Consider the following 19,123-nt stretch of genomic DNA (forward strand, 5'->3'; position numbering starts at 1 on the left):
ACAGCGTGAGGAGCCGTCTAGCGGTGATCGTTCTCGCCCGTTCGTTCGTCATCCGGCGCTTCAGCACTGACCGGACTGTTCTGCGCCTGGCCATCAATGCTCGCCTTGAGCGCCATCACACTGGCCTGCAGCGTCTCTCGACTCGCCTCGTCGGCAGACAGGGGCTGGGCAAAGGCCAGACAGACCCGCGCGCGAAAGCGATGCGGCAGACTTCGGAAGGCCCCCTTGCCATAGCGTGACGACCAGGAGCCCCACAGCCCGGAGAGCGCCGCGGGCACCACCGGCACCGGGTCGCGCCGGATGATCAACTCGATGCCACGGCGAAACTCCTTGGTGCGGCCGTCGCGGGTCAGCCGTCCCTCGGGGAACAGCATGACCACCTCGCCGTTGCCCAGCGCCTCGCTGACCAGGTCCAGCGCTCGCCTCATCCCCTTGGGATCGCGACGCTCGGAGGCCACCGGAATGGCGCCGGCCATGCGAAAGAACCAGTGCAGCCAGGGCGATTCGTAGATCGGCTTGTCCATCAGAAAACGCAGCGGCCGCGGACTGGCACCCCCCATGACCAGCGCGTCCATGAAGCTGACGTGATTGCAGACCACGATCGCCGGCCCTTCACGGGGAATATTGTCGAGCCCGCTGATACGCAGCCGATACCACAGGTGCACCAGCACGAAGATGCTGATGCGCATCATGGCACGCGGTACCAGTAGCGCGCAGACCAGCGCCGTGGCCAGCGAGATGCCAGCGAGCGCGGTGAAAAAACTGCTCAGTGAGATATCCAGGATGCCGATCAGCAGCATGCCAAACAGCGCCGACAGCACCATGAAAAGCGCATTGAGCACATTGTTGGCGGCGATCATGCGTGCCCGCTGCGTCTCCTCGCTGCGCACCTGGATCAGGGTGTAGAGCGGAATGATATAGAGCCCGCCGCCGATACCGATCAGCACCAGATCCGTCAGCATCCACCAGAAGCGCGGCATGGCGATCAGGTCGAGGAGCGTGTTGGCCGTGCCGGCGAAGGTCGGATGGGCGGCGAAGTCGAAGCCCGCCAGTGCCAGCAGCAGACCGCCGATCGGCACCAGACCGATCTCCAGCCGCCCGGCGGAGAGGTGCGCGCAGATCAGCGAGCCCAGCCCCACGCCCACCGCGAAGGCGGCCAGCAGGGCGGTCACCGCATCGGCCTGACCGCGCATCACTTCGGCGGCCCACAGCGGCAGTTGGGTCAGATAGCTCGCTCCCAGAAACCAGAACATGCTGATCCCCAGCAGAGTGCGAAACAGCACCGGCGAGCGCCACGCATCGCGCAACACGCGGAAAGAGCCGCTAAGCGGCTGCCAGCGCACCGAACCACCCGCCAGTGCCGGCGCCGAGGGCACCAGAGTGGACGCTGCCAGCCCCAGCAGCGACACGCCTACCAGCACCGAGGCGATAATCCAGCGCGCCTGGACGCCCCCGATGGCGGCCAGTGCCCCGGCCCCCAGAGTGCCCAGCAGTATGGCGAGAAAGGTGCCCATCTCGACCCAGGCGTTGGCGCGCACCAGCTCGGTACGCGGTACGTGCTGCGGCAAAATGGCGTATTTGACCGGACCAAAAAGCGCCGACTGGGTGCCCATCAAAAACAGAAGCCCCAGCAGCAGCGCATAGGCGTTGAACAGCAGCGCAGCGGTAGCGGCGATCATGGTCGCCAGCTCCAGCAGCTTGAGGCCAATGATCAGACTGCGCTTGTTGCGATGGTCAGCGAGCTGACCGCCCCAGGCGGAGAACAGCAGGTAGGGCAGAATGAAAAGCGCCGCGGCCAGATTGTTGACCAACCCGGCGTCCCAGCCCAGCTGCGGTACCGCCACAAAGGTGATCAGCAGCAGCAGGACATTCTTGAAGACGTTGTCGTTGAAGGCCCCCAGCGCCTGGGTCCAGAAAAAGGGCGCGAAACAGCGGCTGCGAATCAGGTGACGCTCGGCGCTCAAGGCGTATTCTCCGCCTCGGCGCGCAGCCCGGCCAGTATGGTACGCAGCAGTTGCTCGAGCAGATCGCCGACCTCCAGCGCCTGGTCCTCACCGTAGCCCAGCCGCTCGTTGAGGCCCAACTGCACCAGACCATGCACGCTGCCCCATAGAGTACGTGCCAGCCGTCGCGCCTCGCCGTCGTCCATACCCGGACGAATCTCCTTGAGGGTGCTCTCGACCCACACGAACAGCGTTTCGATCATACGCCCCTGGCGGGTATCCAGCTCCCCCTCCTGAGCCAGCGGATAGTCGAACAGCAGCTGCCAGTGGTAAGGGTACTGGCGGGCGAACTGCCAGTAGGCATCGGCCAGCGCACCCAGTCGCTGATCGGGCGTTCCCATGGAGAGCGTTTCGATACGACCACGCAGACCATCGAGCGTTTCGAGATTGACGTACTGTAAAAGGTCGTTGAAGCTGCCGTAGAGCTTGAGCAGGGTGCTGGGCGCACAGCCCACCTCGCGAGCGATCGAGCGCAGGGAGAGCGTATGGACCGGATTTTCGGCAAGCCAGGCGTTACAGGCTTTCATGACACTGGCGTGCAACTCCTCCGGCGAGTGCTGTCTCGGACGAGCCATGTTGTTCCCCTGACTTGTATTGTGTACTCGAACACTGTTTTCGCACAGCATATCCCGCGAGTTCACAAAAGCAAACATTGTTCGAAAAATTCCCCGACCTTCGACGCTTATGACCATAACCTGGATTAAAAAAGGCCCATACAGCGCGGCTTCTGCCCGTTACCGGGCGCACATTGACCAACCCGGGAGTCTGCATGGCAGGGCGTCTCTATATTGAAGCGCTCGCCCCCGGGCAGTGGCTGGCCGATGTGCGAGTCGACGCCGAGCTGATCGCCAGCCCCAATCTGGCGCCCCGCAACTGGCTGTCGCTGCTGCGCCATCAAAACGGCGAGGTGCATCTCGGCCGCGCCTTCTGGGGCTTCACGCCGAGCTGGCTCGAGGTGCTCGATCACGCCATGCACTGCGCGCGCGCGGAGTCCCTCGAGGAGCGCGCCATGTTCCGCGAGGCGCTCGCCACCAGGCGCTGCCTGGTGCCGGTATCGGGCGTCTATATCTGGAAGTCGCTGCCGCGCGGCAAGCAGCCCTTTCTGGTCACGCGAACCGACCGCGCGCCCTTCCTGCTGGCCGGGCTGTGGTGTCGCTACTTCAGCGACATCCACACCGCCTTCGACTCCATGGCCTTGATCACCACCACCGTCGACATGCCGCTGACGCCGCTTACCGACCGTTTTCCGGTGGTCATCGACGCCGCCCGGGCTCACGCCTGGCTCGACCCGGCGACGCCGCCTGCCAGCGCGCGCGAGCTGCTGGCCCCGGCGGCGCCGGCACTGCTGGGTGCCTTCCCGGTCGAGCGGCTGGTCAACAATCCGGCCAATCAGCAGTGGCACTGCGCGCGCCCCACCGGCCACATGATGACCGCTACCCATGGCGCCGTGCGCGCCGAATAGCCGTAACCGTTTCCATTACACCGCCACAGGGGTTGACCACATGCCCGATACCGACGTGCAGCAGCATCCGGCAAGCCTCGTCACCAACGCCGCCGATCGCCTCGACTACCGCCCCCTGCGACTGGCCAACGGCCTGCAGGTGCTGCTGGCCCACGACCCCGATGCCGACCGCGCCAGCGCGGCGATGAACGTCGCCACCGGCAGCGCTTTCAACCCCGAGCGCTTTCCCGGCCTGGCCCACTTTCTCGAGCACATGCTGTTTCTGGGCACCGACCGCTACCCCGACCCGGACGACTACCACCACTATCTCGGCGAGCACGGCGGCAACCACAACGCCTTTACCGCACCGCGCGACACCAACTACTTCTTCGATATCGACCCGGGTGCCTTCGAAGGCGCGCTGGACCGCTTCAGTCGCTTTTTCATCGCTCCGCTGCTGAACGCCGACTATGTCGAGCGCGAACGGCGCGCGGTGCACTCCGAATACCAGGCCAAACTGCACGACGACGCCCGCCGCATCGAGGACGCCCTGAGCACGGTGCTCAACCCGCAGCACCCCTTCAATCACTTCACCGTCGGCAGTCTCGACACGCTCCGCGATCATCCCGATCTATCGCTGCGCGAGGCACTCAGGCGTTTTCTCGCCGAGCACTACGACGCCAACACCATGCAGCTGGTACTGCTCGGCCCGCAGCCGCTCGATGAGCTGGAAACCCTGGCGCGGCGCTGCTTCAGCGAAGTACCGAATAACGGCCTCATTCCCGGCGCCATCGACGTGCCGATCACCGCCGAAGGGCAACTGCCCGCCGCCATAGCGGTCAACGCGCTGCAGCAGCAGCGCCATCTGCGCTTTCTGTTTCCGACCGACGATCCAGAGCGTGAGTTCCGCCTCAAGCCGGCGTTCTTTCTCTCCGACCTGCTGGGCCACGAGGGCGAGCACAGCCTGCTGTCGCGCCTGCGCGCGTGCGGCTGGGCCGACGGCCTCTCTGCCGGCAGCGTGCGCGGCGACGGCCGGCGCGCCATGCTGGCGGTCAATATCGAGCTTACCGCCGAGGGCGCCCGGCATATCGACGCCATTCAGGCCACGCTGATGGCGTGGATCGCGCTGATCCGCGAGCATGGCATCGCACAATGGCGCTTCGATGAACAGGCACAGCTATCGCGCCAGCAGTTCGATTTTCAGCAGCGCCTGCCCCCGGCGCGCCAGGCAACGGCGCTGTCGATGGCGATGGCACGCTACCCGCTGGCGGAGATACGAAGCGCCCCCTTCCTGATGAGCGGCTTCGACGCCGAGCGCATCGGCCATTACCTTGACGCCATGCGTGTCGACAACCTGCTGCGCCTCTACAGCGGCCCTGACGTCGAGGGGGGCCAGCAGTCGCCCTGGTTTCACGCCCCCTGGCGCTTCGATGAACGTCCGGATGCCGTGAGCGCCGCGCCGCTTGACGGCCTGGCACTGCCCGGCGCCAACGACTTCATCGCCCGCGATTTTTCACTGCTGGCGGTAGGTGACGAGCGTCCCCGTGCGTTGATCGACAACACGGGCCTCGATCTGTGGTACGCCCCCGCCGAGCGTTTTCACTCGCCCCGCGCCGAATGGCGCCTCAGCCTGCAGAGCCCGCAGGCGGGAAGCAGCGTGCGTGAAACCGTGCTGACCGAGCTGCTGGCGCGCTGGCTGGAGGAGAGCCTGCTGGAGAAGCTCTATCCCGCCCGCCTGGCCGGTCAGGATGTGCATGCCCATGCTCACGCCCGGGGTATGACGCTCACCTTCAGCGGCTGGCGAGACCGTCAGTTGCGGGTGATCGAACAGGTCCTTGAAGCGCTCGTCTCGGACAGTATCGCAGAGGATGATATGGCTCGCGCCGCTCGCGAGCTGGAGCGCAGGTGGCGCGACGAAATCGCCGACCCGCTGCACGAGCAGCTGCAGCGCGCCCTCTCGCGGGCGCTGATTCACCCCGCCTGGCACCGCGACGAGAAGCTTGAGACGCTGGCCGAAGTGAGCGCCATCGAATTCGCCAGCTTTCGTCGCCGCTGGCTCTCCGAGCTGCATGTCCAGGCGCTGGCAGCGGGCAATCTCGACGAGGCGCAGGCACGCCACGGCGGCGACGGTATCGAAAGGGTACTGGCTCCTCGGGTGGCAGCAGGCGACATACCCGATATCGCGGTACTGCACGCCGAGGCGCAGCCGCCGGCGCTGCGGCCGCAGAGTCAGCGCGGAGATGGCGCCGTGCTGCGCTACCTGCAGAGCAGCGAGCGCACGCTGGACGATCAGGCGCAACTGGCGCTGCTGGGGCAACTGATCGACGCGCCCTTTTTCCATCAGCTGCGCACCCAGGAGCAGCTCGGCTACATTGTCGCAGCGCGCTATCTGCCCCTGCTCGAGGCCCCCGGCCTGATGCTTTTGGTGCAGTCGCCGGAAAACGACAGCGGCGCGCTGATCGCGCGCATCGATGCCTTTCTGGAGAGCTTCGACGCCACCGTCGAGGAGCTGGACGACACCACCCTGGCCCCCTGGCGCAAGGCGGTACAGGATCGCCTGAACGAGCGCGAGCAACGTCTGGCGCAGCTGAGCAGCAGACTATGGCAGGACCTGGCGCTGGGCTTTACCCGCTTCGACCGTCGCGAGCAGTTGGCCGACCGAGTGGCAGCCATCAGCGCCGAGGCGCTAAAGGGAGCGTGGCAGTCGCTGCGCCAGCGGCCGAAGCTGGATGTACGCTTTGACAGCGTCGCGGCGCCCAACCAGAGCGAGGCGCCGTGGCAGCCGGCGCTGCGCCGGCCGGTCGCGTAAGGAAGGCTGCCCCCGGGCGTTGTTACACGAAAGCCTGGGGCGGCATCATGCCCTCGACGAACATTACCAACTCCTCGAGGTGCTGGCGGTCACTGTCGCTCAGGCTGTTCAATTCGCCGTTGAGCCGCTCGATCTCGCGAGCAAAACCGGACAGCGTCATCGACGCCACCGAGGCGTCATTCATGCGCTCCCAGCGGTCGTGCTCCCAGCGCTTCTGCTCCTCGTCGCTCAGCACCTGCGGATAGTTGCGCGCCTTGAAGCGAAAGAACATCTCCTCCAGCCGGCTGTCCTGAAAGGCCGGCTGCAGGCTGTCCAGCGCCTCCACCGGGGTCTCGCGGATACGCACCATCTGCTGGCGGTCGCTTTTGGAGAAAAAGCCTCCCGAGTAGAGCATCAGATCGGGATCGGCGGGCGGATTGGGCATCTCACCGGAGAACGCCTGCGCCACTCTGGCGGCAAGATCGCTCGACACGGCCAGCTGCTGCCAGTGGCGCTCGGCGGCAGCGCGGTCGATGCCCAGGCGCTCGGCGACGGCGTCATCGACCACGCTGATCGGCATCAGCACCGGACTGCGATTGAGCTGCACCACCTTGAGCGGAATACGCTCCTCGCCTTCCGACAGCTCGTCGGCATTGGCAAACACCCGCTCACGAATCGCTTCGCCACCAAGCGCCAGCAGCGGCCCGGGGTCGACCGACAGATCGACCACGATCACCCCGTTGGGATTGGTGGGGTGCATCGCCAGCGGTGCGATCAGTGCGCTGCAGCCGCGGCTGGCGGGGTAACGCCGCGAGATGTGCAGCATCGGCTTGCGACTGTTCACATCCAGCAGCGAGGCGACCCGACGCTTGTCGCGCAGCCCCAGCAAATAGTCGAAAAGGCGAGCATTGCGACCGCGCAGCAGCCGCGCCAGCGCAATGGTGGCGTGCACGTCGGCCAGGGCATCATGGGCGTCGGCATGCTCGATGCCGTTGGCCGGGCTGAGCTGATCGAGACGAAAACTCGGCGCACCGTCGTCACGCCGCGGCCACTCGATGCCGTCCGGGCGCAGGGCGTAGAAGGCGCGTACGGCGTCGATCAAATCCCAGCGTGAATTGCCGTTCTGCCATTCGCGGGCGTAGGGGTCGATGAAGTTGCGGTAGAAGAGATGGCGGCTCACCTCATCATCGAAACGCAGCGAGTTGTAGCCCAGCGTACAGGTGCCGGCCTGCTGCATCATGGCGTTGATGCGACCGGCAAACTCGCTCTCCGGCACGCCGCGGCGGGCGGCCTGCTGCGGCGTAATGCCGGTAAGCAGGCAGGCGACCGGCTGCGGCAGGTAGTCATCGCCGGGACGACAGTAGAGCACCTCCGGCTCGCCGATCTCGTTGAACTGCGCATCGGTACGGATAGCGGCGAACTGCGAGGGGCGGTCGCGGCGCGGGTCGGCGCCGAAGGTTTCATAATCGTGGAACAGAAAACTGGCCGACAAGACAGCGTCTCCCGGAGTAAACGGCACGTCACCCCCGCCGATGCCAGCGCACCGACGCGCGGGCGTCAGGAGCGGTTGGGCAGGGTAACGTTGAGTTCAAGAATCGAGCAGTCGTCCTCGCTGTCGAGGCTGATATTGATGGCGTCCTGGTCAACCTCGACGTAGCGCCGAATGACCTCGAGCAGCTCGCGCTCCAGCATCGGCATGTAGTCGGGCTGATCACGCTGGCTGCGCTGGTGGGCGACGATGATCTGCAGGCGCTCCTTGGCCACCGAGGCCGACTTCTTGCGCTCGCGCTTTAAAAAATCGAGTAGCTTCACCGCCGCCCCCCGCCGAAGATACGGCTCAGAAAACCTTTCTTTTCAAACTGGTGGAAACGCAGCGGTTTCTCTTCACCCAGCAGCCGATCAACCGTATCGAGATAGGCCTGGCCGGCGTCGCTCTGCTCATCGTGGGTCACCGGAACGCCGGAGTTGGAGGCACGCAGCACCGCCTCGGATTCAGGGATCAGGCCAATCAGCTTGATGGCCAGAATCTCCTGGATATCATCGAGATTCAGCATATCGCCGCTATCGACCCGGTCAGGGTTGTAGCGGGTGATCAGCAGCCGCTCGACTACCGGGTCCTGACCCTGCTCGGCGCGGCGCGTCCTGGAGGCCAGCAGCCCCAGAATGCGGTCGGAGTCGCGCACCGAGGAAACCTCGGGATTGGTCACCACGATCGCCTCGTCGGCGAAGTACATCGCCAGCTGAGCGCCGCGCTCGATGCCGGCCGGCGAATCACAGACGATATAGTCGTAGTCCTCGGAGAGCTTCTCCAGTACCTGCTCGACCCCTTCCAGCGTCAGGGCTTCCTTGTCACGGGTCTGGGAGGCGGGCAGGATGTGCAGATTTTCCGTGCGCTTGTCGCGAATCAGGGCCTGGTTGAGTCCCGCCTCACCCTGAATGACGTTGACCAGGTCATACACCACCCGGCGCTCGCAGCCCATGATCAGATCCAGATTGCGCAGGCCAACATCAAAGTCGATCACCACCGTCCTGTTACCCTTGAGGGCCAGGCCGGTCGAGATGGCTGCCGCACTGGTGGTCTTGCCAACCCCACCCTTTCCTGATGTCACGACAATGATTCTCGCCAAAATACGCTTCCTGTAACCTGATGATATTATTTACGAAGGAGAGTCAGACCAGCGCTTCGATCGCCAGTTGATCCTCTTTCAGCCCAATCTGTACCGGGGTACCGAGGAGTGCCCTGTCGACATCCTCGAGGCGTTTGTAGGTACCCGCCACCGACAGCAGCTCGGCATGCAGTTCGCGGCAGAAGATGCCCGCCTGGCGGTCGCCGTGAATACCGGCCAGCGCCCGGCCGCGCAGCGGCCCGTAAACGTGGACGCTGCCCGCCGCCAGCACCTCGGCCCCGGCGTTGACCGCACCGATAATGACCAGATCGCCGCCCGGTGCGCTGACCTGCTGGCCGGAGCGCACCGTGCCGCGATGAATACGCCCGCTGCCCGTTTCGTCGATACCGGCGGATGTCTCATCCACGGTCGTCAGCGGGCGCGTCTCGCGTATCTCCTGCGGCGGGAACCAGCCCAGCCCCAGCGCCCAGGCGGATTGCTTGATCCCCTCGCCGCCGCCGCGCACGGCTACCGGCAGCAGCCGATGCGAGCGACAAACGGCGCAGAGACGCTCCAGCGCCAGTGCGGTATCATCGAGCTTTTCCACGCTCAATACGACCGGCGTGTGCTGAAAGAACGCCGGCGCCTGGCTAAGCTTGCCGGCGAGCTGCGCGCCAATGCGCTCGGGGTCGGAGGTGCTCAGCTCCATGACGGTCATGGGCAGCATGCCACCCTTGAAGGTAAAGGCAGTAGTCGCCTGTTCCACCTTGAGACTCATGCCCGATTCCCTGTCGGATAATGAATGAACGCCGTGCGTGATGATAGCCTGCCCGGATACCATCGATCATACGGCCTGTACCGGCGTCTGTCAGGTGTCGCAAGCCTGCGACGCTCGCGCTTCCATGCCGCTGGCGATACGAACGACGACAGGGGCACGACACTGGCTCGGACCTTCGACGCCAGCGCACCCCGGTCGCCACTTCGAACGACGTCTGCTTTTTGAAAAGATTTCAAACTGATGCCCGGATTTTTGAAACGTCTCTTTGCTCCCCGCTGGCGCCACGGCGACCCCGCCGTACGTCGCAATGCTATCGCCCGCCTTCAGCTCGAACGCGACCGCGACAAGCTCGAACGCCTTTTGCAGGACAGCGACCGCGAGGTGCGCTACGCCGCCCTCGAACGACTGGCCGAACCGTCGCTCTATCAGCGGCTGCTCAACGACGACAACATTGCCGGCGCCGCTCTGCGCCGCACCCTGCTGGAGAGCCTGAGCGGCGAACAGACGCCGCTTTTATCGCTCGAACAGCGCCTGACAGTCGTCGCAGCGCTGAGCGTAGAGAGTGTGCTCGATCACATCGTTGCTCATGCCGACAATCAACAACTGCGCCTGGCGGCGCTGGCGCGCATCCACGGCGAAGCCTCGATGGTGCATCACGCCGCTCATAACGCCATCGCCGGCGTGCGCCATGCCGCCGCCGCCCGGGTGGAAAGCGATGAAGGGCTGGAACGACTGACGCGCGAGGCCCGGCGTGACAAACAGATCGCTCGCCAGGCCCGCGATCAACTTGCCGAGAGGCGCCACCAGCGCCGCGAGCAGAGTGCCCGCGAACAGCGTCGCAACGAACTCATCGCCGCCATGACGCGGCTTGCCGAGCAGCCGTGGGAACCCATGCTGCCGGCGCGCTATCGCCATCTTGCACGCGAGTGGCAACCGCTCGCCGAGGAGGCCACCGCGGCGCAGCAGGCGCAGTTCCGCCACGCCGAACAGCGTGCAGCAACGCGCATTCGCGATCATGACAGCGCCGAGCGCGAAGCGCGTGAGCGCCAGCAGTCGCTGGAGCAGGCGCGCCACGACAGCCGACGCATCCTCGATTCGCTGGCGCAGGCGCTGGATGACATCGCCGCACTGGAGAGCCCCGACGATCAGGATATCGCGCAGCTGCGCGCCCACTGGCGGCTGCTCAACGAACAGTGGCGCGAGCTGGGTGATCGGATCGCCCCGGACGCAGCCGATCAGCAACGCTTTGAGGCGCTGACCCAGCGTGCCAGCGAGTTGAGCGCAGCCCACCACCGCTTCGAGACCCACCGTGAAGGTCTGAGCAAAGCCCTCGCAGAAGGCGATACCGACACCTTCGAGACACTGGCAGAAGAGATCGCCTGGCCACAGGCCTTCCCTGCCCCTTCTCTGTTGCAGCATCGCCCGCAATCCCCCACGACGACCGCTGCGGCCGCAACCGATAGCCCGGCGGAGGCCGACCGCGACGCCTTCGAAGGCGACCTCGAGCAGCTCGAACAGCACCTTGAGCGTGGCGAGCTGCAGGAAGGAGGGCGCCTCCTCGACAGCCTCATGCAGCGTCGCCCCCGACTTGCCGATGAGGCGCAGCAGGCGCTGGGACAGCGCCTCGCTCACCTCAACCAGCGCGCCCGTGAACTGCGCGACTGGCGCAGCTTCGCTGCGGCACCCAAGCGTGAGCAGCTGATCGAGCAGATGGAAAGCCTGGGAGATGCCGAACTCGATGACAGCGGCCGCGATCACCAGCATCGGCGGCTGGTACGGGAGTGGAAAGCACTCGGTGACGCCGCCGCCTCGCGCGAGCGCTCCGCTCGCTTTCGCACCGCCTCCGATAAAGTGCGCGAACGGCTGACCGAGTTTTATCGCCTGCGCGACCGCCTGCGGGAAGAGAACCTGGAGGCGCGACACGCGCTCTGCGAACAGCTGGAGACGCTGGTCGATCATCCGGCCCGAAGCTCCGACCCGGACGCCCTGCGCACCATCCGCGACCGCGCCCGCGAGGAGTGGCGCCAGCACTCACCCATCCCGCGCGAGCGGGAAAACGAACTGCGCCAGCGTTTTTCGCGCGCCCTGCGGGGATTGCAGACACTGATCGATCAGCAGGCGCGTCATATCGCCGAGGCCAAGCGCGAACTGATCGAGCAGATCAGTCAACTGGCGCAGCAGACAGGTGACGATGAGCGCCGCGCCGAGCAGGCCAAGGCACTGCAGACACGCTGGCGCGAGCTGGGACGTGCCCCGCGTGGCGAAGAGCAGGCCCTGTGGCGTACCTTTCGCCAGCACTGCGACGCCATCTTCGAGCGCCGCAATGCCGGTCGCCACCGTCAACGCCAGCATCGTGACGAAAGGCTCGACGCCATGCAGGCGCTGATTGATCGTCTTGATCAGTGGCAGCCACGCCACCATGACGAACTTGCCACACTTGCGGCCGCCGAGCAGGAGGCCGAAGAGTTGGCACCGCTGCCAAAGGGCAACCGTGCCAGTGGCATGCAAAAGCGCTGGCAGGGGATCGTACGCGACCGCCAGCGTCAGCTCGACCGGCTGGCACTGGGCGCGCTGTACGAGCGCTGGCAGCAATGGCAACCGCTTCTCAAGGCCCACGTCGAGGCGGACACCATGATGACCAATGGTCATGCCGCCGACGCCGTCGAAAGCGACCAGCCCCTACCGCCCGCGGCGCTGGAAGCCCATCGCCTGCGCAATCGGCGCCGGCGTGATGGCGACGCCGACGAAGCCCGAGAGTGGCTTGAACACCTGCGCGTTCATCTCGCCGTGCTGGTGGACGCGCCGCTCGGCGAGGAGGACGCTTCGCGGCGCCTTGATGTGCAGGTCGCACGGCTCAACAACGCCATGGGCAACACTCCTGACTTTCTCGATGAAATCGATAAGCTACAGTGTCGGCTGCTGGCCAGCGGGCCGATCACGGCAGACCAGTGGCAGCGACTGGCACCGGTTCTGGAGGAGCATATGAAGGCGCTGACAAAAGTTGAACCGGACGCTTGACGCACTGCAAAAAAAGCGTAATATGCGCATCACGTCGATGCGGGGTGGAGCAGCCTGGTAGCTCGTCGGGCTCATAACCCGAAGGTCATCGGTTCAAATCCGGTCCCCGCTACCATCGACACCAGATATTCAAGCCGGCCTGACAGGGTCGGCTTTTTTATTGCCTGGAAGAGGTGGAAGAAGACGCGGAACCCGGGCTCATAAGTTCAGGAGAAGCAGGTCCGTGGTCTACCGGTCCGGCTCTTCTTTGCTGCCTGCAGCGAAACGGGAATATCGTCCACGCCCCACACCTATTCATCAAAAAGTGACTCGATGGGAAGACAGGGTTTGATGAAGGGTGACTTGACCACGATGTAGTTGAAGTACTTTTCGATGCCAATTTCCTGATCGACAAGGTCTTCGATAATTTCCTGGTATTCCAGAATCCCGCGCGTTACGAACTTGAGCAGATAGTCGAACCCACCCGAAACAAGATGGCATTCGACACAGCCCGCAATCTTCTCGACCGCCGTCTGGAAACGATCGAAGTCGATACGGCGGTGGCTGGCCAGTGTCACTTCGGTAAATACCGTCAGCACTTCACCCAGTCTGGCCAGATCGATGAGTGCCGCGTAGCCGGTAATGTAGCCGGCCGATTGAAGCTTCTTGACTCGCATCAAACAGGGGCTGGGCGACAGATGGACAAGCTCGGCCAGCTCGACATTGGTGACACGTCCGTTCTTCTGTAGCTCGGCAAGGATTCTCAGGTCGATGCGATCCAGCTTCATTGTTCTCTCCATAAACGCCAGTGGCCACGAGTACGCCGTTTCAGGACCGCGTCTACCCCGCCGCCCGGCACAGGCGACATAGCGTTGACCCCTGACAGGCCTTCACCTGCGTTAATTCAGCCGATCGCCTGAGCGGCCAATCCGAAAGTCTTCACACCGTCACCGCCCCGCTGCCGCCCCAGCCGCATCTGCGTCACGCTATCGTAGTGCGCCAACCCTGCCGCTATCAGAAATTCGGACATCACCTGACCCGCCATGGGCGTGTCCAGACGCAAAAAATACCCTTCATGGCGTTGTATCAGCGGTGAGATCAAACTGATCGCCATTTCTTCATCCTCGGCGACCACCGGCCCGATTACCCGGCCCCGTCCGAAATCACGGATCAGTGCAAATCCTGTCGGCATATCGTTGCGCATGGCGACCATACCGCTACTCACCTTGAAAAGGGCATCAAGCACCGGGCTGCGGTCGGCCCCGAAAGCCCTGATGTCCAGTTGTCGAAGCGCTTTATCATCCCCCTTCTCGACCTCCCTTACCGATAACCCGGATATCCGGCCCGGGCAGGAGACAGGACGCGCCAGCCCCTGATGCTGGCGAACAGCCGCCACCGGCACAAAACCCGCGTTCTCATAGAGTCGATAAGCCGGGCGAGTCGCATTCAGGCGCAGATCACGCCCGGCACAATCGGCCATCAGACGATCCAGTAACCAGCGGCCCGCTCCCCGCGCCTGCAGGCGCGGGGCGGTCATCATCATGCCGATCATGGCGAAATCCGATCCCATGTGGAAATACATACCGGAGGCAAGCACACGGTCGATCTCGTCGAGCGCGAGATAACCCTGCCCCAACGACATCAGCAGTGCCAGGTCCGGCGCTCGATGCGGCCAGTAAACGCTTACTGCCAGTTGATGAAGCCGTGCCAGGTCGGAATGCTGCAATCTGCAGGCCTCGGCGACAAAAGCATCCACCCGCCGAGTCGAAGAGGCGTCGCTCTGTGTCATGCTCTACTCCTTTCTCGAGCTGGCAGGCCAGCATGATCGGAAAATTTTTCGCATCCATCACCATGGTGGAGAGATGGCATCAGCAAGTGCTTCGGAACCACGGCTGTCAAAAAGAGGCGCCATCGGTGCCGCCCGTACCCGATTCTGACAAGCAACGTCCGACAGGCGAATCTGCGGAAAAGCGGCCGATTTTGATCCCCACCGAGCATCTCGACTCTCAAAACAGCATCTTCTGCCCGGATATTGCCTTAAGCTGATCTTTTGCACGCGAGATGACGCTATATGGCACTGATCTACAAGGCCGATCCCGAGCGCGGCAAGCGCTGGCAGGAACTTTTCGCCCGCCATGCTCCCGATATCGAGTTCCGTCAGTGGCCCGATATCGGTAACCCTGACGAGATTCGTTATATGCTGGCATGGCAGCCGCCAACGGCGATCGATACCCGTTTCCCGGCACTGCAGGTACTGTTCGCGACCTCCGCCGGTGTCGATCAGTTCGATGCCCGCCAGCTCCCCGCCGGTCTACCGGTGGTACGCATGCTCGACCCCGCCATTGAGCGCGGCATGACCGAATACGCCAGTTTCGCTGCGCTATGGCTTCATCGTCGTATGTATCACTATGCTCAGCAGCAGCACAGCGCGCAGTGGCAGGCTCATGCGCTGATCCCGGCCAGTCAGCGACGCATCGGTATCCTGGGCCTCGGACGGCTGGGGCTGGCGATCGCCACTCACCTGAGCGGTTATGGCTTCCAGGTGAGCGGTTGGTCACGCCGCCGTCAGCAGCACGCGAAAATCGATTGCTATGCCGGCAAGGATGAGTTGGCGCCCTTTCTGGCCCATAGCGACATCCTTTTCTGCGTACTGCCATTAACCGATACCACCCGAGATATTCTCGACCGCCACTTGTTCGATCAACTTCCCAGCGGGGCTTCTCTGGTCAATATCGGTCGAGGCGAACACCTGGTCGAGGCCGATCTGCTGGACGCCCTCGATCGCGAGCAGCTATCGGCCGCGGTAATCGATGTCCTGCGCGACGAACCTGCCGCCCACGACCATCCGTTCTGGCAGCATGCGCGTATTCTAATGACCCCACACATAGCCGCCATGACGCAGCCCGACAGCGCCTTTGCGATTCTGCTGGACAATATTCGCCGTCATCAGCGAGGCGAGCCGATGGTCGGCACGATCGACCGCCAGCAGGGCTATTGAACGCTGTCGTCCATTACGCTCTCTCGTGAAGTCTCGGCCTGGCAGCTCTCCAGCCAGCCCGGACGCAGTTCCGGCACCGAACCGATCAGCTTGCGTGTATAGGGGTGGCGAGGCTGCTCCAGTACGGCATCACAGCGGCCCGCTTCGACACACTGCCCCTGGTGGAGCACCATGACATCGTCACAAAGCGCCCTGATGGTGGAAATATCGTGACTGATGAACAGATAGGCCACCCCCAGCTCATGACGCAGTTCGTCCAGAAGTTCCAGAATCGCGGCACCCACTACCGTATCCAGTGCCGAGGTCACTTCGTCGCAGAGCAGTAGATCCGGCTCGGCGGCCAGTGCCCGCGCCAGATTGACCCGTTGCTTTTGCCCTCCCGATAGCTCGCCGGGACGACAGTCCAATAGCTCCGGAGAGAGTCTGACCAGTGCCATCAACTCTTCAACCCGGCGGTTGCGCGCTGCTCGGTCGCGCTTGAAGTAGGTCTGCAAGGGCCGGCTGAGCAGACGCCTGACGGTATGAGAAGGATTGAGTGAGTTATCGGCACTCTGAAACACCATCTGAATACGCCGAAACTGCTCTGGTGTGCGGCCACGCAGGGTCGGTGAAAGCTCGCGACGGGCAAACTGCACGGCGCCTCGGGAGGGGGCGACCAGTCCCGCGACCGCATTCGCCAGGGTGGATTTGCCTGAGCCCGACTCGCCGATGATGCCCAACGCACCGCCGCGATCGAGGCGCAAGCTGATGTTATCGAGCACCACGTCAGCAGGTGTACCGTCCGAGTCTTTTGCACCATAACCGACCTGCAGGTTATCGATGTGCAGAAGCTCCTCGCCGCTACTGCTCGTTGGCGGCCGCCGGCGCTGCGGGCGCGCCGCCGCCAGCAGGCTGCGCGTGTAGTCGTGTTCGGGCCGCTCGAGCACCTTGTCGATCGTGCCCTGCTCCATGATCCGCCCGGCGTTGAGCACCAGCACTTGATCAGCCATCTGCGCCACCACGGCGAGATCGTGAGAGACGTAAATGGCCGTGGTGCCGCGCTCACGCACCGCACGTTTGAAGGCATTCAACACTTCCACCTGGGTGGTGACATCCAGTGCCGTGGTGGGTTCATCGAAAATGATCAGCGCCGGATCGGTCAGTAGCGCCATGGCTGCCATTAGCCGCTGCAGCTGTCCCCCCGACACCTGGTGGGGATAACGCTCGCCGATATGCTCCGGGTCCGGCAGTGCCAGTTCGCGAAACAGCGCCAACGCCCTCTGGCGTGCGCTGCCACGATCCATGGTGCCATGGATCAGCGCCGCCTCGATGACCTGCTCCATCAGCGGCCGCGAGGGATTGAAGGCGGCCGCCGCACTCTGTGCCACATAGGCGATCCGGTCGCCGCGCAGAGCGCGGGTGCGGGCCGCATTCAGACTCAGCACCTCGCTCTCGCCCAGGCGCACGCTACCGGCGGCGATGCGACAGCCGCGGCGCGCGTAGCCGAGCATCGCCAGTGCAATGGTAGTCTTGCCGGAGCCGGACTCGCCGATCAGCGCCATCACCTCGCCGGGCTGCAGCGAAAAATTGATCTGCTCGACCAGCGTTCGTTCTTCACCATCGACGGATGTCGCACGGACCTCGAGATCGCGCACGACGAGAGATTCGCCCTGCATGGGATTACTCCTTCTGCGCTTCACGGCTGGATGACAGGCTATCGATCAGCAGATTGGCCCCGATGGTCAGCATGCCGATGGCCACCGCCGGCGCGATGACGGCCAGCGCGCCTTCGCTGAGTCCACCGATGTTCTCGCGCACCAGTGATCCCAGATCCGCCGCCGGAGGCTGTACACCGAGGCCGAGAAAACTCATACCGCTGAGCAGCAGGACGATGAAAACGAAACGCATGCCCATATCGGTGAGGACCGACTGCAGCATATTGGGCAGAATCTCGACTATCGCGATATAAAGCCGCCCCTCGCCGCGCGTGCGCGCCACCTGCACGTACTCCAGAGTGGAAAGATTGGCCGCCAGGCTATGTGCAATGCGAAAGGCACCCGGCGCGTAACCCAGCACCGCGGCAAGGATCAAAAGCGGAATCGAACTGCCGAAGGCCGACACCATCACCAGCGCCATCATCTTGCTGGGAATGGAGATCAGGGTATCGAATACCCGTCGGATGGTTTCTTCCAGCCAGCGCGGCGTCAGTACCGCCAGCATGCCAAAACCCGCGCCCACCAGGCTCGACAGCACTGCCGCAATCAACGCCAGCCCGAGCGTGTAGCGGGCCCCCACCAGCACGCGGCTCAGCATGTCGCGACCCATGTAATCAGTGCCCAATGGAAAGGACGCACTGGCTCCGGCATAGATCTCATCGGACACGAAGGCGCCCATGGGGTGAGGTGCCAGCATCGGTCCGAAGAGCGCTACCAGCAACCAGGCACCGAAGAGTGTCAGTCCCACCCAGCGGGTCCACTGCACAGTGCGCAGTCGGCGCACAGCCAGGGTGGCCACCGGACCACGGACACCTGAACGACCGCGCGTCGCGTTCTCTGCTCGATTCATCGGTTTCGCAGCCTCGGGTTGGAAAGGATCGCGCACAGATCCGCCAACATCACCAGCAGCAGATAGGCGCCACAAAACAGCATTGCGCAGGCCTGTACGAGGGCAAGATCGCGGTTGGACACGGCGTCCACCATCAGGCCGGCAATGCCCGGATAGTTGAAGATGGTCTCGACGATGATGACGCCGCCAATCAGATAGGAAAGGCTCAGCGCCACGGCGTTGGCAATCGGCCCGACAGCATTGGGTAACGCATGACGCAGCACTCGCCGCATCGGTGGTACCCCCTTGAGACGGGCCATCTCGACATAGGCGCTATCGAGCTGATCGATCAGCGCCGCCCGCGTCATGCGCGCCATCTGGGCCACCAGCACGAAGCAAAGGGTCAGCACCGGCATGGTGTAGATTTTCAAAAAGTCGGTGAAACTTTCGACATTGGCGACATAGGAGAGCGCCGGCAACCAGCCCAGCTTGACCGCGAACAGCAGCACCGCCAGGGTCGCGACCAGAAATTCGGGCAGCGCCACCATGGAGAGCGTCACCAGATTGAGCACACGATCGGTGGTACCGCCACGACGCATCGCCGCCACCATGCCCATTACCAGCGCCAGCGGCACCGAAATGGCGGTGGTCACTGCCGCCAGAATCAGCGAGTTGGGCAGGCGAGCGGCCAGCAGCTGCGCCACCGGGACGCCGTTACTGGCCGACTGGCCGAGATCGCCCGTAACGAAACCACTCAACCAGTGCCAGTAGCGAATCAGCGCGGGATGATCGAGCCCCAGCTGGACACGTAGCGCCGCGACCTGCTCGGGAGTAGCGAACTGTCCCAGGATCTGCTGAGCGGTATCGCCGGGCAGCAGGGCGGTAATCGCAAAAATTACCAGCGACACCAGAAAAAGCGTTACCAGGCTCGAGGCCAGTCGACTCAACACCAGCACGGCAAGGGTATGTCGCATAGCCGTCTCCGTCGG

16 protein-coding genes and 1 tRNA gene are annotated in these 19,123 nt (G+C 63.9%); 6 read left to right on the top strand and 11 right to left on the bottom strand.

Annotated elements, in window-relative coordinates; genetic code table 11:
- Positions 1 to 17: 17 nt before the first annotated feature.
- Positions 18 to 1,964 carry an MFS transporter gene (locus H146_RS0104850; RefSeq protein WP_019950738.1) on the bottom strand — a complete coding sequence of 649 codons (1,947 nt, stop codon included), beginning with the start codon at positions 1,962 to 1,964 and terminating at the stop codon, positions 18 to 20.
- Complete coding sequence (locus H146_RS0104855) at positions 1,961 to 2,578, bottom strand: TetR/AcrR family transcriptional regulator (RefSeq protein ID WP_026351760.1); 618 nt, start codon at positions 2,576 to 2,578, stop codon at positions 1,961 to 1,963. Before H146_RS0104855 ends, H146_RS0104850 begins: the two co-directional genes overlap by 4 nt.
- A gap of 194 nt (positions 2,579 to 2,772) precedes the next feature.
- On the opposite strand from H146_RS0104855, the gene H146_RS0104860 reads away from it, so the two are divergent.
- Both H146_RS0104860 and H146_RS18455 read left to right on the top strand, forming a co-directional pair.
- Positions 2,773 to 3,465 (top strand): SOS response-associated peptidase, encoded by a 693-nt coding sequence (locus H146_RS0104860; protein WP_019950740.1) that lies wholly within the window; start codon positions 2,773 to 2,775, stop codon positions 3,463 to 3,465.
- A gap of 40 nt (positions 3,466 to 3,505) precedes the next feature.
- Positions 3,506 to 6,253, top strand: coding sequence for an insulinase family protein (locus H146_RS18455; protein ID WP_019950741.1), 2,748 nt, complete (start codon positions 3,506 to 3,508; stop codon positions 6,251 to 6,253).
- A 22-nt stretch (positions 6,254 to 6,275) separates the two neighbouring features.
- On the opposite strand, the gene sbcB is transcribed toward H146_RS18455, so the two are convergent.
- The 4 genes from sbcB to minC form a co-directional block, all read right to left on the bottom strand.
- A complete protein-coding gene (sbcB, locus tag H146_RS0104870) occupies positions 6,276 to 7,724 on the bottom strand; it encodes an exodeoxyribonuclease I (protein WP_019950742.1) in 1,449 nt (482 codons plus the stop codon).
- Positions 7,725 to 7,789: 65 nt separating this feature from the next.
- Complete coding sequence (gene minE, locus H146_RS0104875) at positions 7,790 to 8,044, bottom strand: cell division topological specificity factor MinE (protein ID WP_019950743.1); 255 nt, start codon at positions 8,042 to 8,044, stop codon at positions 7,790 to 7,792.
- Positions 8,041 to 8,859, bottom strand: a complete 819-nt coding sequence (gene minD, locus H146_RS0104880) for a septum site-determining protein MinD (RefSeq protein WP_026351761.1) — start codon at positions 8,857 to 8,859, stop codon at positions 8,041 to 8,043. Before minD ends, minE begins: the two co-directional genes overlap by 4 nt.
- 43 nt (positions 8,860 to 8,902) lie before the next feature.
- Complete coding sequence (minC, locus tag H146_RS0104885) at positions 8,903 to 9,616, bottom strand: septum site-determining protein MinC (RefSeq protein ID WP_019950745.1); 714 nt, start codon at positions 9,614 to 9,616, stop codon at positions 8,903 to 8,905.
- Between the two features lie 240 nt (positions 9,617 to 9,856).
- Between minC and H146_RS0104890 the strand changes: the two genes are divergently transcribed.
- Together H146_RS0104890 and H146_RS0104895 are read left to right on the top strand one after the other, a co-directional pair.
- Complete coding sequence (locus H146_RS0104890) at positions 9,857 to 12,634, top strand: DUF349 domain-containing protein (RefSeq protein ID WP_019950746.1); 2,778 nt, start codon at positions 9,857 to 9,859, stop codon at positions 12,632 to 12,634.
- A gap of 38 nt (positions 12,635 to 12,672) precedes the next feature.
- Positions 12,673 to 12,749 (top strand) — tRNA-Met (locus tag H146_RS0104895).
- Between the two features lie 175 nt (positions 12,750 to 12,924).
- Here the strand turns inward: H146_RS0104895 and H146_RS0104900 are convergent.
- Both H146_RS0104900 and H146_RS0104905 read right to left on the bottom strand, forming a co-directional pair.
- Positions 12,925 to 13,401, bottom strand: coding sequence for an Lrp/AsnC family transcriptional regulator (locus tag H146_RS0104900; RefSeq protein WP_019950747.1), 477 nt, complete (start codon positions 13,399 to 13,401; stop codon positions 12,925 to 12,927).
- Positions 13,402 to 13,517: 116 nt separating this feature from the next.
- Positions 13,518 to 14,402, bottom strand: coding sequence for a GNAT family N-acetyltransferase (locus H146_RS0104905; RefSeq protein WP_019950748.1), 885 nt, complete (start codon positions 14,400 to 14,402; stop codon positions 13,518 to 13,520).
- A 32-nt stretch (positions 14,403 to 14,434) separates the two neighbouring features.
- On the opposite strand from H146_RS0104905, the gene H146_RS21230 reads away from it, so the two are divergent.
- The gene (locus H146_RS21230) at positions 14,435 to 14,659 is read left to right on the top strand and encodes a hypothetical protein (protein ID WP_156826695.1); all 225 of its coding nucleotides are present in this window, start codon (positions 14,435 to 14,437) and stop codon (positions 14,657 to 14,659) included.
- A gap of 25 nt (positions 14,660 to 14,684) precedes the next feature.
- Positions 14,685 to 15,611, top strand: a complete 927-nt coding sequence (locus H146_RS0104910; protein ID WP_019950749.1) for a 2-hydroxyacid dehydrogenase — start codon at positions 14,685 to 14,687, stop codon at positions 15,609 to 15,611.
- Here the strand turns inward: H146_RS0104910 and H146_RS22290 are convergent.
- The 3 genes from H146_RS22290 to H146_RS0104925 are packed head-to-tail and all read right to left on the bottom strand — an operon-like array spanning position 15,605 to position 19,108.
- The gene (locus tag H146_RS22290) at positions 15,605 to 17,266 is read right to left on the bottom strand and encodes an ABC transporter ATP-binding protein (protein WP_019950750.1); all 1,662 of its coding nucleotides are present in this window, start codon (positions 17,264 to 17,266) and stop codon (positions 15,605 to 15,607) included. The two genes, H146_RS0104910 and H146_RS22290, sit on opposite strands and share 7 nt — an antisense overlap.
- A gap of 4 nt (positions 17,267 to 17,270) precedes the next feature.
- Positions 17,271 to 18,104: an ABC transporter permease gene (locus H146_RS0104920; RefSeq protein ID WP_019950751.1), complete on the bottom strand. Its 834-nt coding sequence runs from the start codon at positions 18,102 to 18,104 to the stop codon at positions 17,271 to 17,273.
- A gap of 47 nt (positions 18,105 to 18,151) precedes the next feature.
- Entirely contained in the window at positions 18,152 to 19,108 is a 957-nt protein-coding gene (locus H146_RS0104925) for an ABC transporter permease (RefSeq protein WP_019950752.1), read from the bottom strand.
- Positions 19,109 to 19,123 lie beyond the last annotated feature (15 nt).

The organism is Kushneria aurantia DSM 21353 (assembly GCF_000382245.1).
Classification (GTDB): domain Bacteria; phylum Pseudomonadota; class Gammaproteobacteria; order Pseudomonadales; family Halomonadaceae; genus Kushneria; species Kushneria aurantia.

Bases quoted from the DNA above. Each gene is read 5' to 3' on its own strand.
- H146_RS0104905 (WP_019950748.1), bottom strand. From the start codon at position 14,402: ATGACACAGAGCGACGCCTCTTCGACTCGGCGGGTGGATGCTTTTGTC.
- H146_RS0104900 (WP_019950747.1), bottom strand. From the start codon at position 13,401: ATGAAGCTGGATCGCATCGACCTGAGAATCCTTGCCGAGCTACAGAAG.
- H146_RS21230 (WP_156826695.1), top strand. From the start codon at position 14,435: ATGATCGGAAAATTTTTCGCATCCATCACCATGGTGGAGAGATGGCAT.
- H146_RS0104890 (WP_019950746.1), top strand. From the start codon at position 9,857: ATGCCCGGATTTTTGAAACGTCTCTTTGCTCCCCGCTGGCGCCACGGC.
- H146_RS18455 (WP_019950741.1), top strand. From the start codon at position 3,506: ATGCCCGATACCGACGTGCAGCAGCATCCGGCAAGCCTCGTCACCAAC.
- H146_RS0104925 (WP_019950752.1), bottom strand. From the start codon at position 19,108: ATGCGACATACCCTTGCCGTGCTGGTGTTGAGTCGACTGGCCTCGAGC.
- H146_RS0104910 (WP_019950749.1), top strand. From the start codon at position 14,685: ATGGCACTGATCTACAAGGCCGATCCCGAGCGCGGCAAGCGCTGGCAG.
- minC (WP_019950745.1), bottom strand. From the start codon at position 9,616: ATGAGTCTCAAGGTGGAACAGGCGACTACTGCCTTTACCTTCAAGGGT.
- H146_RS0104855 (WP_026351760.1), bottom strand. From the start codon at position 2,578: ATGGCTCGTCCGAGACAGCACTCGCCGGAGGAGTTGCACGCCAGTGTC.
- H146_RS22290 (WP_019950750.1), bottom strand. From the start codon at position 17,266: ATGCAGGGCGAATCTCTCGTCGTGCGCGATCTCGAGGTCCGTGCGACA.
- H146_RS0104860 (WP_019950740.1), top strand. From the start codon at position 2,773: ATGGCAGGGCGTCTCTATATTGAAGCGCTCGCCCCCGGGCAGTGGCTG.